This is a genomic window from Nonomuraea sp. NPDC050556 (assembly GCF_044457355.1).
Lineage (GTDB): Bacteria > Actinomycetota > Actinomycetes > Streptosporangiales > Streptosporangiaceae > Nonomuraea.
The window spans coordinates 1,217,615-1,230,669 of record NZ_JBITGU010000001.1; the positions used below are offsets into that span (position 1 = coordinate 1,217,615).

General features: G+C 72.1%; 15 protein-coding genes. 7 read left to right on the forward strand and 8 right to left on the reverse strand.

The window, feature by feature from the left end; genetic code table 11:
* Positions 1-18 precede the first annotated feature (18 nt).
* Positions 19-282: an acyl carrier protein gene (locus tag ACIBG8_RS06065; protein WP_397341433.1), complete on the forward strand. Its 264-nt coding sequence runs from the start codon at positions 19-21 to the stop codon at positions 280-282.
* Here the strand turns inward: ACIBG8_RS06065 and ACIBG8_RS06070 are convergent.
* The 3 genes from ACIBG8_RS06070 to ACIBG8_RS06080 are packed head-to-tail and all read right to left on the reverse strand — an operon-like array spanning position 275 to position 2,718.
* Complete coding sequence (locus ACIBG8_RS06070; RefSeq protein WP_397341434.1) at positions 275-820, reverse strand: GNAT family N-acetyltransferase; 546 nt, start codon at positions 818-820, stop codon at positions 275-277. The two genes, ACIBG8_RS06065 and ACIBG8_RS06070, sit on opposite strands and share 8 nt — an antisense overlap.
* 17 nt (positions 821-837) lie before the next feature.
* Positions 838-1,989: a glycoside hydrolase family 1 protein gene (locus tag ACIBG8_RS06075; RefSeq protein ID WP_397341435.1), complete on the reverse strand. Its 1,152-nt coding sequence runs from the start codon at positions 1,987-1,989 to the stop codon at positions 838-840.
* A gap of 9 nt (positions 1,990-1,998) precedes the next feature.
* Complete coding sequence (locus ACIBG8_RS06080; RefSeq protein WP_397341436.1) at positions 1,999-2,718, reverse strand: polyprenol monophosphomannose synthase; 720 nt, start codon at positions 2,716-2,718, stop codon at positions 1,999-2,001.
* Between the two features lie 60 nt (positions 2,719-2,778).
* Here ACIBG8_RS06080 and ACIBG8_RS06085 point away from each other — a divergent pair, with 60 nt between their 5' ends.
* Together ACIBG8_RS06085 and ACIBG8_RS06090 are read left to right on the forward strand one after the other, a co-directional pair.
* On the forward strand, positions 2,779-3,231 hold the full coding sequence (locus ACIBG8_RS06085; protein WP_397341437.1) for a pyridoxamine 5'-phosphate oxidase family protein: 453 nt from the start codon (positions 2,779-2,781) through the stop codon (positions 3,229-3,231).
* Entirely contained in the window at positions 3,228-4,073 is an 846-nt protein-coding gene (locus ACIBG8_RS06090) for an NAD-dependent epimerase/dehydratase family protein (RefSeq protein ID WP_397341438.1), read from the forward strand. Before ACIBG8_RS06085 ends, ACIBG8_RS06090 begins: the two co-directional genes overlap by 4 nt.
* Here the strand turns inward: ACIBG8_RS06090 and ACIBG8_RS06095 are convergent.
* Complete coding sequence (locus tag ACIBG8_RS06095) at positions 4,061-4,771, reverse strand: SRPBCC domain-containing protein (RefSeq protein ID WP_397341439.1); 711 nt, start codon at positions 4,769-4,771, stop codon at positions 4,061-4,063. The two genes, ACIBG8_RS06090 and ACIBG8_RS06095, sit on opposite strands and share 13 nt — an antisense overlap.
* Positions 4,772-4,794: 23 nt before the next feature.
* Between ACIBG8_RS06095 and ACIBG8_RS06100 the strand changes: the two genes are divergently transcribed.
* Complete coding sequence (locus ACIBG8_RS06100; protein WP_397341440.1) at positions 4,795-5,586, forward strand: pentapeptide repeat-containing protein; 792 nt, start codon at positions 4,795-4,797, stop codon at positions 5,584-5,586.
* On the opposite strand, the gene ACIBG8_RS06105 is transcribed toward ACIBG8_RS06100, so the two are convergent.
* The 4 genes from ACIBG8_RS06105 to ACIBG8_RS06120 are packed head-to-tail and all read right to left on the reverse strand — an operon-like array spanning position 5,559 to position 10,240.
* On the reverse strand, positions 5,559-6,083 hold the full coding sequence (locus ACIBG8_RS06105; RefSeq protein ID WP_397341441.1) for a GNAT family N-acetyltransferase: 525 nt from the start codon (positions 6,081-6,083) through the stop codon (positions 5,559-5,561). The genes ACIBG8_RS06100 and ACIBG8_RS06105 overlap by 28 nt on opposite strands.
* A 43-nt stretch (positions 6,084-6,126) precedes the next feature.
* The gene (locus ACIBG8_RS06110; RefSeq protein WP_397341442.1) at positions 6,127-6,477 is read right to left on the reverse strand and encodes a VOC family protein; all 351 of its coding nucleotides are present in this window, start codon (positions 6,475-6,477) and stop codon (positions 6,127-6,129) included.
* A complete protein-coding gene (locus ACIBG8_RS06115; protein WP_397341443.1) occupies positions 6,477-7,577 on the reverse strand; it encodes an SWIM zinc finger family protein in 1,101 nt (366 codons plus the stop codon). Before ACIBG8_RS06115 ends, ACIBG8_RS06110 begins: the two co-directional genes overlap by 1 nt.
* On the reverse strand, positions 7,574-10,240 hold the full coding sequence (locus ACIBG8_RS06120; RefSeq protein ID WP_397341444.1) for a DEAD/DEAH box helicase: 2,667 nt from the start codon (positions 10,238-10,240) through the stop codon (positions 7,574-7,576). Before ACIBG8_RS06120 ends, ACIBG8_RS06115 begins: the two co-directional genes overlap by 4 nt.
* 101 nt (positions 10,241-10,341) lie before the next feature.
* On the opposite strand from ACIBG8_RS06120, the gene ACIBG8_RS06125 reads away from it, so the two are divergent.
* The 3 genes from ACIBG8_RS06125 to ACIBG8_RS06135 are packed head-to-tail and all read left to right on the forward strand — an operon-like array spanning position 10,342 to position 12,759.
* Positions 10,342-10,971: a DedA family protein gene (locus ACIBG8_RS06125; RefSeq protein ID WP_397341445.1), complete on the forward strand. Its 630-nt coding sequence runs from the start codon at positions 10,342-10,344 to the stop codon at positions 10,969-10,971.
* On the forward strand, positions 10,955-12,118 hold the full coding sequence (locus ACIBG8_RS06130; RefSeq protein WP_397341446.1) for a sensor histidine kinase: 1,164 nt from the start codon (positions 10,955-10,957) through the stop codon (positions 12,116-12,118). Before ACIBG8_RS06125 ends, ACIBG8_RS06130 begins: the two co-directional genes overlap by 17 nt.
* A complete protein-coding gene (locus tag ACIBG8_RS06135) occupies positions 12,115-12,759 on the forward strand; it encodes a response regulator (protein WP_397341447.1) in 645 nt (214 codons plus the stop codon). Before ACIBG8_RS06130 ends, ACIBG8_RS06135 begins: the two co-directional genes overlap by 4 nt.
* Positions 12,760-13,055: the final 296 nt, after the last annotated feature.

Genomic DNA, 13,055 nt, shown 5'->3' on the forward strand with positions numbered 1-13,055 from the left:
AGAGAAACGAGGAGCTTCATGGATCGCATCGACATGCCGACGGTTCTCCGGATCCTGTGCGAGGCGGCGGGCGAGAACGGCGACGTGGAACTCGCCGACGACGACGCGCGGACCACGCTCGCCGATCTCGGCTTCGACTCGCTGGTGCTGATCGCCGCCATCACCAGGATCGAGATCGAGTTCGGCGTCGCGATACCGGAGGAGCGGCTCGCCACCGTGGCCACGGTCGCGGACTTCCGCGCCATGGTGGACGAGTCCCTCCTGGAGGCGAGGCCTAGCTGACGGGCCAGTCGGAGGCCAGCACCGACCAGATCTCGGTGTTCTGCCGCACGCCGCGGTAGAGGTAGCTCTCGCGCAGCACGCCGTCGCGGGTCATGCCGAGCCGCTTGGCCACGTTGATGCTCGGCTGGTTCTCCGAGGAGACGTGCCACTCCACCCGGTGCATCCCGCGCTCCTTGACGGCCCAGTCGATGATGACGCGGCAGGCGCGGGTGATCAGGCCGCGCCCGGCGGCGGACGGTTCGAGCCAGCAACCGGCCTCGCAGGTCTCGTTGGCGGTGTCGAAGACGCGGAACAGGACGCCGCCGACGAGCAGCCCGTCGAGCCAGATGCCGTACAGGCGGCCGGTGTCCGCCGCCGCCTTGTTGGCGTAGGACTGCAGCCAGGCGCGGGCCGAGTCGAGGTCGGCCGCGGCGTCGGGCAGCCCGACGTGCCTGCCGATGAACTCGCGGCCGCGGTCCATGTGCGCCAGGAACTCCTCGGCCCGCCACGGCTCCAGCGGCTTCAGTTCCGCGCCGTCACCCAGCGAGATCGCAAACATCCTTATACCTCCACAAATCAGGGTCCAAGGATCCTCGCACGCTCGGCGCCGAGCCAGTGCGCGCTGGGCTTGGCCGCACGGGCGAAGGTCCGCCTGTCCACCGACACCAGGCCGAAGGTCGGCAGGTAGGAGCCCCACTCGTAGTTGTCCAGCAGCGACCAGTGCAGGTACCCGCGCACGTCGGCGCCGTCGTCCATGGCGGCGCGCAGCCCGTCGAGCGCCGCCGAGGTGTACTCGATCCGCTCGGCGTCGTCGGCGGTGGCGATGCCGTTCTCGGTGACCAGGATCGGCACGCCGGGCACCCGTTCCGCGGTGTAACGCACCGCGTTGCCGAGCGCGGCGGGGTGGAACTCCCAGCCCGTCAGCGTACGGCGGGCCTCCTCGGGCACCGGGAGCGCGCCGTCGCGGCCGACCAGCACGCGGGTGTAGGCCTGCACGCCGACGAAGTCGTCGCCCTTGGCCACCTCGAGGAACTGGTCCTCGCGCGGCCACGCCCACGCGTCGCGCTCGGCCACGGCGCCCTCGTGCGCCTCGAAGCCCTGGTTGGCGATCGTCCACCCGGTCATGAACCCGGTCAGCTCGGCGCGGGCCGCGCGGTGCGCCGCGGCCAGCGCGTCGGCGACGTCCTGGTCGGGCGGCGGCATCGCCCCTGCCACGCCTCCGGCCGGTCGGTCGGCCTTCAGCATGGTGGCCACCATCGCCAGCATGTTGGGCTCGTTGATCGTGCACACCCAGGTCACGCCGTCCAGGATCGGCGCCACGGCGCGCACGTAGCGGCGGAACCGCTCCACGGCGGAGGAGGCGAGCCACCCGCCGTCCTGCTGGAACCACTGCGGGGAGGAGAAGTGGTGCAGCGTCACCACCGGGGTGAGCCCGCGCTCCAGGCAGCCCTCGACGATGCGCCGGTAGTGGGCCAGCGCGGCCAGGGAGACGCGGCCCTCCACCGGTTCGACGCGGGCCCACTCCACGCTGAAGCGGTAGGAGTCGAAGCCGAGCGAGCGCACCAGGTCGAGGTCGGCGGCCCAGCGATGGTAGCTGTCGCAGGCGTCGCCGCTGCGCTCGGCCATGGGCGAGCCAGGCCGGTTCTCCAGGGCCCACATATCGCTGGCGACGTTGTTGCCCTCGGTCTGGTGGGCGCTGCCTGCCACACCCCAGAGAAAATCTACCATGTGGTTAGTTTAGTGGCGTTTGAGCAGCAGCCGCCAGGGCATCAGCGCCGACTCCAGCTGCACCCGCAGGCTCATCTTCGAGCTGCCCGCGTGCCGGTCGGAGAAGTGGATGGGGATCTCCACCATCGGCATGCCCGCCCTGATGGCCCGGTAGTGCATCTCCACCTGGAAGCTGTAGCCGCCGGAGGCGATCCCGGCCAGGTCGAGCTTGGCCAGGCAGGAGGCGCGCCAGACCTTGAACCCGGCCGTCACGTCGCGCAGCCCCATGCGCAGGATCGTGCGCACGTAGAGGTTCGCCCACGCCGACAGCGCGCGGCGGTAGGCGCTCCACTCCGGCGCCAGCGTCCCGCCCGGCACGTACCTGCTGCCGATCACGCACGCGGCCCCGGTCGCCTCGGCCGTGCCCAGCAGGCGGGGGACGGCGTCCACCGGGTGGGAGAAGTCGGCGTCCATCTGCACCACGTAGTCAGCGCCCTCGGCCAGCGCCCGCTGCATGCCCTCGACGTAGGCGCGGCCGAGGCCCTGCCTGACCTTCCTGTGTACCACGCCGACGCGGCCGGGATGGGCCTCCGCCAGCTCGTCGGCGATCTTGCCGGTGCCGTCGGGGGAGTCGTCGTCGACGACGAGAACGCTCAGGCCGTCCAGCGGCAACGCGAGCAGGGCGGCCGTGATCTGCGGCAGGTTGTCTGCCTCGTTGAACGTGGGGATCACGACGGTCACGGCTGTCATGCCTGCTGGCGCCCCTCCTGGTCGCGGCGAAAGATCCGCCAATGCTGCCACACTTCATCCATGAATCCACCTGCCAGGACCAAGACACAGCGCCGCATCGACACCCTGTATCGGCTTGAACACGACATCGACTGCTGGGTGGCCACCGCCGACGCGGGCGGCGCGCCGTACATGATGCCGTTGTCCTTCCTGTGGGACAACGAGACCCTGCTGCTGTCGACCAACGCCGCCAACCCGACCGCGCGCAACCTCGTGGCCAACGGAGCCGCGCGGATCGGCATCGGGCTGACCCGCGACGTGATCCTCATCGAGGGCGCGGCGGAGACCCTGGATCCCGCCGAGCTGTCGCAGGAGGAGGGGGACGCGTTCGCGGTCAAGACGGGATTCGACCCGCGCGCGTTGAAGAGCCCCTACCTGTACTTCCGCGTGCGACCGCTGCGGCTGCAGGCCTGGCGCGAGGTCAACGAGCTGGAGGAGCGCGACCTGATCGTGGACGGCGTGTGGGTCGAGTGAAGGTCCTCCTGGCGGGCGCGACCGGGGCCGTGGGCCGCCCGCTGACGAAGGCGCTGATCGCCGCCGGTCACGAGGTGCTGGCGCTGGCGCGCAGCGAGGACTCGGCCAGAGCCGTGGTAGCCCAGGGAGCCAGGGCGGTGCGCGCCGACGCCATGGACCGCGACGGGCTGCTGCGCGCGCTCGACGGGCTCAGCGCCGACGCGGTGATCCACGAGCTGACCGCCCTGGCCAAGCCGCGGCGCACCCTGGACGCCGACGACCCCAGCACCGCGCTGCGCGTGCGCGGCACGGCGCACCTGCTGGAGGCGGCCGAGGCGCTCGGCGCGGAACGGTTCCTGACGCAGTCGATGGCGCTCGGCTACGGCTACACCGACCACGGCGACCGGGTGCTGACCGAGGACGACCCGTTCGGGGTCAAGCAGGGCGGCGTGGCCGACTTCGTCATCGACGGGCTGGTCTCCACCGAGGAGCAGACGCTGGCGGCGGGCGGGATCGCGCTGCGTTACGGGCTGTTCTACGGGCCGGGCACCTGGCTCGACCCGGCCGCCAGCCGGCTGCCCGTGCCGTGGGACGGCGGTGGCGTGATGGCGTGGATCCACGTGGACGACGCTGCCGTCGCCACGGTCGCGGCCCTGGAGCGGGGTACGGCGGGCAGGCCGTACAACGTCGTGGACGGCCACCCGGCCACCTGGGGCGAGAAGGCCCATGGGCGGCGGGTGCCCGGCTGGATGCTCCGGCTCATGGTGCCCTACCTGGGCGCCCTGATGATCGACACCTCGCTCCGGGTGTCGAACGCCAGGGCCGTCGAGGAACTCGGCTGGACCCCCGCCTATCCGGCGTAGACGCGGTCGAGCCACGCCTGCCAGTACGCCGCCGTCTCGGCTTCGCCGAACAGGTGGTGGCTGGCGATCACCGGCCCGCCGAAGCCCCACATGAACCGGTAGAGCGCGTCGCCGGTGCGCACACCGAGCGCGTGGGCGTCGGTGAAGTAGACGACGGCGTCCGGCCCCAGGGCGGTCACCTTGTCGCCGACCGCGGGGGAGTCGCTGAGCCCGAGCTCGGCGTGCAGCGGCTCCCAGCCGGTCATCGGCGGCCCGAACACCGACAGCGGCGTCGCCGTACGCCCGGCGAAGTGCGTGACGTACTCGACCAGGGTGCGGAAGAACAGCTCGAAGCCGTGCCCCATCGCCTCGAACTCGCCGGCCCAGTCGTCGCCCGGCAGGAACCCGCTGGTGACCGTGCGCATGACGGTGCTGCCGCCGTCGCGGCCCTCGATGATGAACTCGTAGGCGACGAACCTGCCGTCGTCCCCCGCCTCGGTGCGGTGGGCGAAGCGCTCGAACGGCTCCCAGGCCACCACGCGCGACTCCTCGGCGTAGCCGCCGAACTCCATGCGGACGGCGCCGCCCAGACCGGGCTCCAGCGCGGTGCGCCCCATGAACCAGGAGTCCGTGCCCGGCCCCGTCGCGATCGCCGCCCACACCTGCTCGGGCGTGGCGTCGACGGGGAGCTCCTTGCCGACCTCGAAGTGCTTACCCATGGCGGCCACTCTAGAGTGGCCTGGTGAAACTCCAAGCCGACTGCGCGAGCTGCTTCGGCCTGTGCTGTGTCGTGCCCGCGTTCGCCGCCTCCGCGGACTTCGCGATCGACAAGCCGGCCGGGCAGGCGTGCCCCAACCTCCGCCAGGACTCCCGCTGCGGCATCCACACCGAGCTCAGGCAGCGCGGCTTCAACGGATGCACGGTCTACGACTGCTTCGGCGCGGGACAGCAGGTCTCCCAGGTCACCTTCGAGGGCCACGACTGGCGCGACTCCCCGGGCACGGCCAAGCGCATGTTCGCCGCCTTCCCGATCATGCGCCACCTGCACGAGCTGCTCTACTACCTCACCGAGGCCACCGCGGTCCTGCCCGGCGCCGAGCCCATGCGGGCGAGGGTGGAGGCGCTGGCCCAGGGCGGCTACGACGAGATCATGGCGATCGACGTGGGCGAGCTGCGCCAGGAGGCCAACGTGCACCTGATGCGCGCCAGCGAGCAGGTCAGGGCCGGGCTGATCAGCAAGAAGAAGGAGCTGCGCGGCGCCGACCTGATGGGCGCCAAGCTCAAGGGCGCCGACCTGCGCGGGGCCAACCTGCGCGGCGCCTACCTGATCGGGGCCGACCTCAGGGGCGCCGACCTGCGCAGGGCCGACCTCATCGGGGCCGACCTGCGCGACGCCAAGCTGGGCGGCGCCGACCTGACCGGCGCGCTGTTCCTCATCCAGGCGCAGCTCGACGCCGCCAGGGGCGACGCGAGCACGCGGCTACCCGCCGGGCTGGTCCACCCGGGTCACTGGCGCAGCCCGACGCAGTCGTGAGCCCAGAACGGCTCGGAGTAGACGAACGTGCCGGTCATCCACGGCTCGTAGGAGCTCAGCGTGGCCACCTGGAACGCGGGCGGCGGGATGCGCAACGACGGTGACCTGAAGCCCAGCTCGTCGGCGCGCTGGAAGCCGCGCTTGCCGTAATAGGCGGGCGAGCCCTCCAGGAAGACCAGCGGCACGGTGGCCTCGGCGAGGGCGTGCTCGAGCAGGCGGGTGCCGATGCCCTGCCCCTGGTAGGCGGGCAGGACGCCGAGCGGCGACAGGGACATCACGTCCACCAGCCGCTCCTGCGCGTCGAGGCGGCAGGCGCTGAGCATGACGTGCCCCACCACCCGCTCGCCGTCCACGGCGACGAACGACAGCGGGTCCGGCGTCTCACGCAGCGCCGTCACCAGGGCGGGCACCCGCACGGGGTCGCCGAAGGCCTGCGCGTGCAGGTCGCCGACGCTGTCGTGGTCGGCCGGCGTCTCAGGTCTGATCTCGATGGTCACGGCGCGCAGCGTAGGGGCGGCGGGCGGGTGCGCGCCAACGGTTTTAGCGGTGGCTCACCACGTTGACCACGTGGCCGGACGGGTCGCGCACGAAGAACCTGCGCACCCCCCACGGCTCGTCCCGCAGGGAGTGCACGATGTCGTCGCCGCGCGCCACGGCCGCCGCGTGCGCCGCGTCGACGTCGTCCACCTCGATCGACACGTCCGGTTGCACCGGGGCGCTCTCGTCCTTCCCCATGAGGGTGACCTGCGCGGTCGGGTTGTCCGGGGCGGCCAGCGTCACCACCCAGCCGAGGTCCATCACCACCTCGAACCCCAGCACCTCCTGGTAGAAGCGGCTGCTGCCGGCGATTTCCGCCGTTGTCAGGTCGGGTACCACGCGTCTGATGGCCATCACCCCATGATCGCATCCCCGGCGGCGGCGACGGGGTCGCGCTCCGGCGGACCGGCGGGCCACCAGCCGCCGTCCCGCTCGGCGAAGGGGTACCAGCGGCCGCCCTTGCTCAGCCGTAGCTGCACCCCGCCCGCCGTCCAGCGGTTGCGCCACGCCTCGACCTGCGGCAGGCCCTCCTGCTGCCAGGCGGCGCGCGCCCTGGCCAGGTCCTGCTTGGGCGGCGTCCACGGCGTCTCGTGCACCTCCAGGCCGTCGGCTCCGCCGTACCGCCAGGCCTGGACGGCGGCTTCAGCGCCGATGTCGAGGTCGTGGACGGCGGCCATCCGCACCCGGTCCTGCCATTCGGGGAGTACGGCGAGCCGCCCGGTGAGCAGCAGCTCCCGCGCCCGCAACGCGGCGTCGAACGCCAGCACGCCGAGCGCGGCCACGTCCACCCCCTCGCCCGGCTCCAGCTCCGGCGCGGTGAAGGGCACCTCGACCGGCGGCGGCTCGGGCAGCGGCGGCACGCCCAGCGCGAACGCCTCGGCGGCGGGCGTCCCGGCGGCCGGTACCGGCGCCGAGCGCAGCGCCTCCAGGACCTCCTCGCGCCCCCGCCCGCGCATGAGCAGCAGCACGAACGGGTCGGCGTCCAGCAACCACGACGTCTGGTAGCAGAGCGCGGCCGCGTGCTTGCACGGCAGCCCCCAGTCGGGGCACTCGCACTCCGAGTCCAGGTCGCCGATGGCGGGCAGCAGCGGCACGGCCGCGTCCTGGGCCGCCTCCACCAGGTCGTGCGGCATGTCGCCGTCGAGCAGGGCCGCGATGTGCCCGGCCTTGGCGGCCACCTGCTCCAGGAACCGGCCCCACTCGGCGTCGGTGAGCTGCTCCACCTGCACCACGACGTGGAACTCCGCCTCGGCGACCGCGGTGATGCGGCCTGGGCTGACGGTGATGGGCCCGAGCTGTCCGGCCTTGGCGAACGCGCGGCCCTTGCGCAGCAGGTTCTGCTCGCGCGAGGTGTCCTCCAGCGCCTGGATCCACGACCTGCCCCACCACGAGGTGGCGAAGCGGGCCCCTGCGCGCTGCTTGGCGAAGGCGGGAAAGCCTCTGGCGGCGGTCATCTCAACTCCACGAGGTTGGCCAGCTCGGCGTCGGTGAGTTCGGTGAGCGCCGCCTCGCCCGAGGTCAGCACGGCCTCGGCCAGGGAGCGCTTGGCGGCGAGCATCTCGGCGACGCGGTCCTCGATGGTGCCCTCGGTGACCAGGCGGTGCACCTGGACCGGCTTGGTCTGGCCGATGCGGTAGGCGCGGTCGGTGGCCTGGTCCTCCACGGCGGGGTTCCACCAGCGGTCGTAGTGGATGACGTGGTCGGCGCGGGTCAGGTTCAGCCCGGTCCCGGCCGCCTTGAGCGAGAGCAGGAAGACCGGGACCTGGCCGTCCTGGAAGCGCTGGACCATCTCCTCGCGCTTGGGGATCGGGGTGCCGCCGTGCAGGAGCTGGGTGGCGATGCCGCGCGCCTGGAGGTGCTTGTCGAGCAGCCTGGCCATGGCCACGTACTGGGTGAACACCAGGACGGCGCCGTCCTCGGCCACGATGGTGTCGACCAGCTCGTCCAGCACTTCCAACTTGCCCGAGCGGCCGGTGAGCCTGGGCTGCTGCTCGTGCAGGTATTGCGCCGGGTGGTTGCAGATCTGCTTGAGCCCGGTCAGCAGCTTGACGATCAGGCCGCGCCTGGCCATGCCGCTGGAACCGGCGATCTCCTCCATGATCTCGCGCACCACGGCCTCGTAGAGCCCGGCCTGCTCCTGGGTGAGCGCGACCGGCTGGTCGGTCTCGGTCTTGGGCGGCAGCTCGGGCGCGATGCCGGGGTCGGACTTGCGCCTGCGCAGCAGGAACGGCCCGACCAGCCGCTTGAGCCGCTCGGCCGTCTCGCTGTCGCCGGACTCGACCGGCTTGGCCCAGCGGCCGCGGAAGCGGGCCAGCGATCCGAGCAGGCCCGGGGTGGTCCAGTCGAGGATCGCCCACAGCTCCGACAGGTTGTTCTCCACCGGGGTGCCGGTCAGTGCCACGCGGGCGGCCGCGGGGATCTCGCGCAGCGCCTTGGCGGTGCTGGAGTGCGGGTTCTTGACGTGCTGTGCCTCGTCGGCGACCAGGAGCCCCCAGGGGTGCTCGCCGAGCTTCTCGGCGTCCACGCGCATCGTGCCGTAGGTGGTGAGGACGAACCCCTCATCCGGCAAATCGCGCTTTGTGCCGTGGTAGCGGGTGGTCTTCACCCCGGGGGCAAATTTCCGGATTTCTCGTTCCCAGTTGCCCATCAGCGAGGCGGGGCACACGACCAGCGTCGGGCCGCTGTCGCGGTGCAGGTGGAGGGAGATCAGGGTGATCGTCTTCCCCAGGCCCATGTCGTCGGCCAGGCAGGCGCCCAGGCCGAGCCCGGTCATCCTGGCCAGCCAGCGCAGCCCCTGCAGCTGGTAGTCGCGCAGCTGGGCGGCCAGGCGCTCCGGCTGGTCGATCTGCTCGGGTTCGCCCAGCCTGGCGCGCAGGTCCTCCAGCCAGGCGCTGGGGGTGACCTCGATCTGCTCGCCGTCCACCTCGACGGTCCCGGTCAGTGCCGCGCTGAGCGCGTCGATGCCGGTGAGCGGCTTGAGCTCGCGCATGCGCGCCTTGCGGGCCACCTCGGGGTCGACGAGCACCCACTGGTCGCGCAGCCGTACGACGGGGCGGTGCGACTCGGCGAGCAGGTCCATCTCGGCCTGCGTCAGGCGCTCGCCGCCCAGGGCGAGCTGCCAGTCGAAGCTGGTCAGGTTGCGCCCGCCCAGGAAGGAGGGCAGGTCGGAGGGGGCGCTGTCACGCTCGCCCACTACGGCCCTGGCGGTCAGCCCGCCGACCAGCGACCTGGGCCAGTGCACCTCGAGGCCGTTCGCCCCGCCTGCCAGCAGGTCCTCGACGTCCTCGTCGGACAGGATCAGCTCGTCTGGCACCTCGTTGTCGAGCAGGCGCGCCATGGCGGGCCACTGGCGGGCGGCGCGGCGGATGGCGATGGTCGCGTCGATCCTGGCCCGCTGGCCGAACCCGGCGTCCTGCCCCGCCCAGAGCGCGCCCGCGTCGACCACCAGCGAGGGGTCGGCCAGGCTGTGCAGCTGCACGACGGCGCGGAAGCTGGTGTGCTCGTGCGCGCTCTCCACGCGCAGCGACAGCCGTACGCCTGGGGACAGCTCCTCGGCCCAGCCGCGCAGGTGGGGCACCTTGACCGGCCTGGCCGCTGCGAAGGCGGTGGTGCCGGTGGCCCTGATGGCGCCGGGGGAGCGCGGCATCGCGTCGGCGACCGCGTCGAGGAAGGCCCGCACGTGGCTCTCGGCCTCGGGCAGGCTCCCGTCCTGACCTGGTACGGCCCGCGCCTCGGCGGGCATCGCGTCGGCCAGCTCCCTGATCCGCTGGACGTCGGCCAGGTCGAACGGCCCGGCCCGCCAGGAGTCGTGGTCGCCGTCGGTGACGGCGGGCAGGATCCGGCCCCTGGCCACGAGCTGCAGGCCGACCAGGGCGACGCCGCCCCAGAAGCGGGCGGCCGGGTGCGCGCCGTCGTCGCGGCGCGCCTTGGCCAGGGCGGCCACGGCGTCGGCGACGGGTATGCGGGTCGCGGGAACCTCGCGGGTGCGCAGGGCGCCCTCGTGCCGCTCGACGACGGTGGCGGTGCCGTCACCGGCCGGGTCGAGGAAGGCCATCAGGCCCGAGCGGGGCGGGTCGCCCGGCTCGAACACGACTGCGTGCCGTACGAGATCCGTCATGACCGTACAGTGTACGGTAGGAATTCCCTGGGGTTTACCACAGTCACACAGGGCAGCCAGCCTCATCCCCGACATATCCACTGATTCGTAGGGTCTTAGGCATGAGCGACGGCATCGCCGAGTGGGCGACTGGACTGATGGACACCTTGGGTGCGCCTGGAGCGGGCTTCGCGATCGCGCTGGAGAACCTGTTCCCGCCGCTGCCCAGCGAGGTGATCCTGCCGCTGGCCGGATTCACCGCCTCGCGCGGGCAGATGGCGCTGTGGGAGGCGCTGGTGTGGACGACGCTGGGCTCGGTGGTGGGCGCGCTGGCCCTCTACTGGATCGGCGCGGCGCTGGGCAGGGACCGGGTGGTCGCGATCGCGGCGAAGCTGCCGCTGGTGAAGGTCTCCGACATCGAGCGCACCGAGGTGTGGTTCACCCGGCATGGGGTGAAGACGGTGTTCTTCGGGCGGATGATCCCGATCTTTCGCAGCCTCATCTCGATCCCGGCCGGGGTCAACCGCATGCCGCTGGCGACGTTCACCCTGTTCACCACGCTGGGCAGCCTGACGTGGAACACGATCTTCGTCATGGCCGGGTACTTTCTGGGGGAGAATTGGGCGCTTGTGGAGGGATATGTGGGGGTTGGGACGAACGTGGTGATCGGGCTCGTCGTGCTGGCGATCGTGGTCTTCGTCGTCGTCCGGCTGGTCGAGCGCCGGGGCACCAGGCATGCGTCTCGTCGCTAGGGTCCTTGCCGGGGCGCTGAGCGCGGTCGTGGAGCCGCTGCTGTTGCTGGCCGCCTGGCCGTTCCTGCGCCACCGCGCGGTCGCCCGGCGGCTGGCCGCCTTCGAGGCGCGGCGGCTGGGGGTGGCCACGGCTGACACCTTCGAGGGGCTGCGGTACCTGCCGCTGCGCTGGCCGTTCGGCATCCTGGGCGGCATCGTGCTCGCCCTGCTGGTCATCGGTACGGTCACCGGCGTGCGGATCGCGTGGGCGTGGGTGCGCGGGGAGACCTTCGACGGCATGTCGCCCACGCCGCTGATCATGGGATATATCGTGCTCGGCGGCCTCGTCCTGCTTTTCCTGGATATTTGCGGACTGGTGGGGGTCGACGTGGTCGAGCGGCAGCTCGCGACCCGGATGCTCGGCCCCTCGCCCACCGAGGCGCTGGAGCGCAGGATCGCCGAGCTGGCCGCCACCCGCGCGGGGATCGTGGCCGCCGTCGACTCCGAGCGGCGCAGGATCGAGCGCGACCTGCACGACGGGTTGCAGCAGCGCCTGGTGGCGCTGTCGATGTTGATCGGCCGGGCCAGGCGCGGGCGGGTGGCGCTGCTGGAGCAGGCGCACGAGGAGGCGCAGCGGGCGCTGGCCGAGTTGCGCGAGGTCGCGTGGCGGGTCTACCCGAGCGGGCTGGACTCGCTCGGGCTGGGCGAGGCGCTGGCGTCGGTGGCCGAGCGCTCCAGCGTGCCGGTCGCGGTGACGTGCGACCTGCGCGGGCGGCCGCCGATGGCGGTGGAGTCGGCGGCGTACTTCCTGGTGTGCGAGGCGGTCACCAATGCCGCCAAGCACGCCGGGGCTGGGAAGATCGTCGTGGAGGTTCGTGAGGAGGGGGCTGCGGTGCTGGTGCGGGTCGAGGACGACGGGGTGGGCGGCGCCGACCCGGCGGGCGGCGGGCTGTCGGGCCTGGCGCGACGGGTGGCCGCCCTGGACGGGACGTTCTCGGTGTCCAGCCCTCCCGGCGGGCCGACCGTGGTGACGGCCGAGCTCCCGAGTGTCGGCCCGACTGCGGTGGCGACGGGGCTCCCGAGTGTCGGCTCGGTTGGCGGGCCGACCATAGGGACGGCGGGGCTTCCGGTTAGCGGGCCGACCGGGGAGACGGCGGGGCTCCTGTGAGGGTGATCCTGGCCGAGGACTCGACGTTGTTGCGCGAGGGCCTGGTGCGGCTGCTCGTCGAGGAGGGACACACGGTGCCCGCGGCGGTGGGCGACGCCGTCGCGCTGCTGGACGCGGTGGAGGCGCATGGGCCGGACATCGTGGTGGTGGACGTGCGGATGCCGCCCACGCACACCGACGAGGGGCTGCGCGCCGCGCTGGAGATCCGCTCGCGGTGGCCGTCCGTGCGGGTGCTGGTCCTGTCGCAGTATGTCGAGAAAAAATACGCCACCGAGCTCATGTCGGGCGATGTGGAGGGTGTCGGCTACCTGCTGAAGGACCGGGTGGCGCAGGTCTCCGACTTCCTGGACGCCCTGGAGCGCGTGGGCGCCGGGGGAGCGGCCTTCGATCCGGAGGTGGTGCGGCAGCTCCTGGCCCGCACCACCCAGGTCGACCCCCTGTCACGCCTCACCGCCCGCGAGCGGGAGGTGCTGGAGCACATGGCCCAGGGCTACACCAACGCGACGATCGCCGAGGCGATGCACGTGTCGCAGAGCGCGGTGGAGAAGCACGTCAACGCCGTGTTCGACAAGCTGCGCCTGATCCACGTGACCGGCTACAGCCGCCGCATCCTCGCAGTCCTCCGTTTCCTGGAGTCCTAGGCGGGTTCCTGGAGGGGTCCGAGGCCGTGTGTCAGCTTCGCGAGAACGGCGACCTGCGCCGATCGGAAGCGGCCGGCTCGGAGACCAGGTCACCGCCGACACGACACCAGGTTGGGCAGTCTCGCCGATGGAGGTGCCGGGGTGACGGAAGACGTCCACGAGCACAGCGCGGGCGCCGGCGGGAGGGGTGTGGAAGGTGGCACGCGGGATCGCCTCCTGGCGATCTCGATCAGCTTGTGCCCGAGGAGAAGCAGCTCCAGCCCGTTCACTCTCGCACCAAGGGTCTCCCTTGCGGC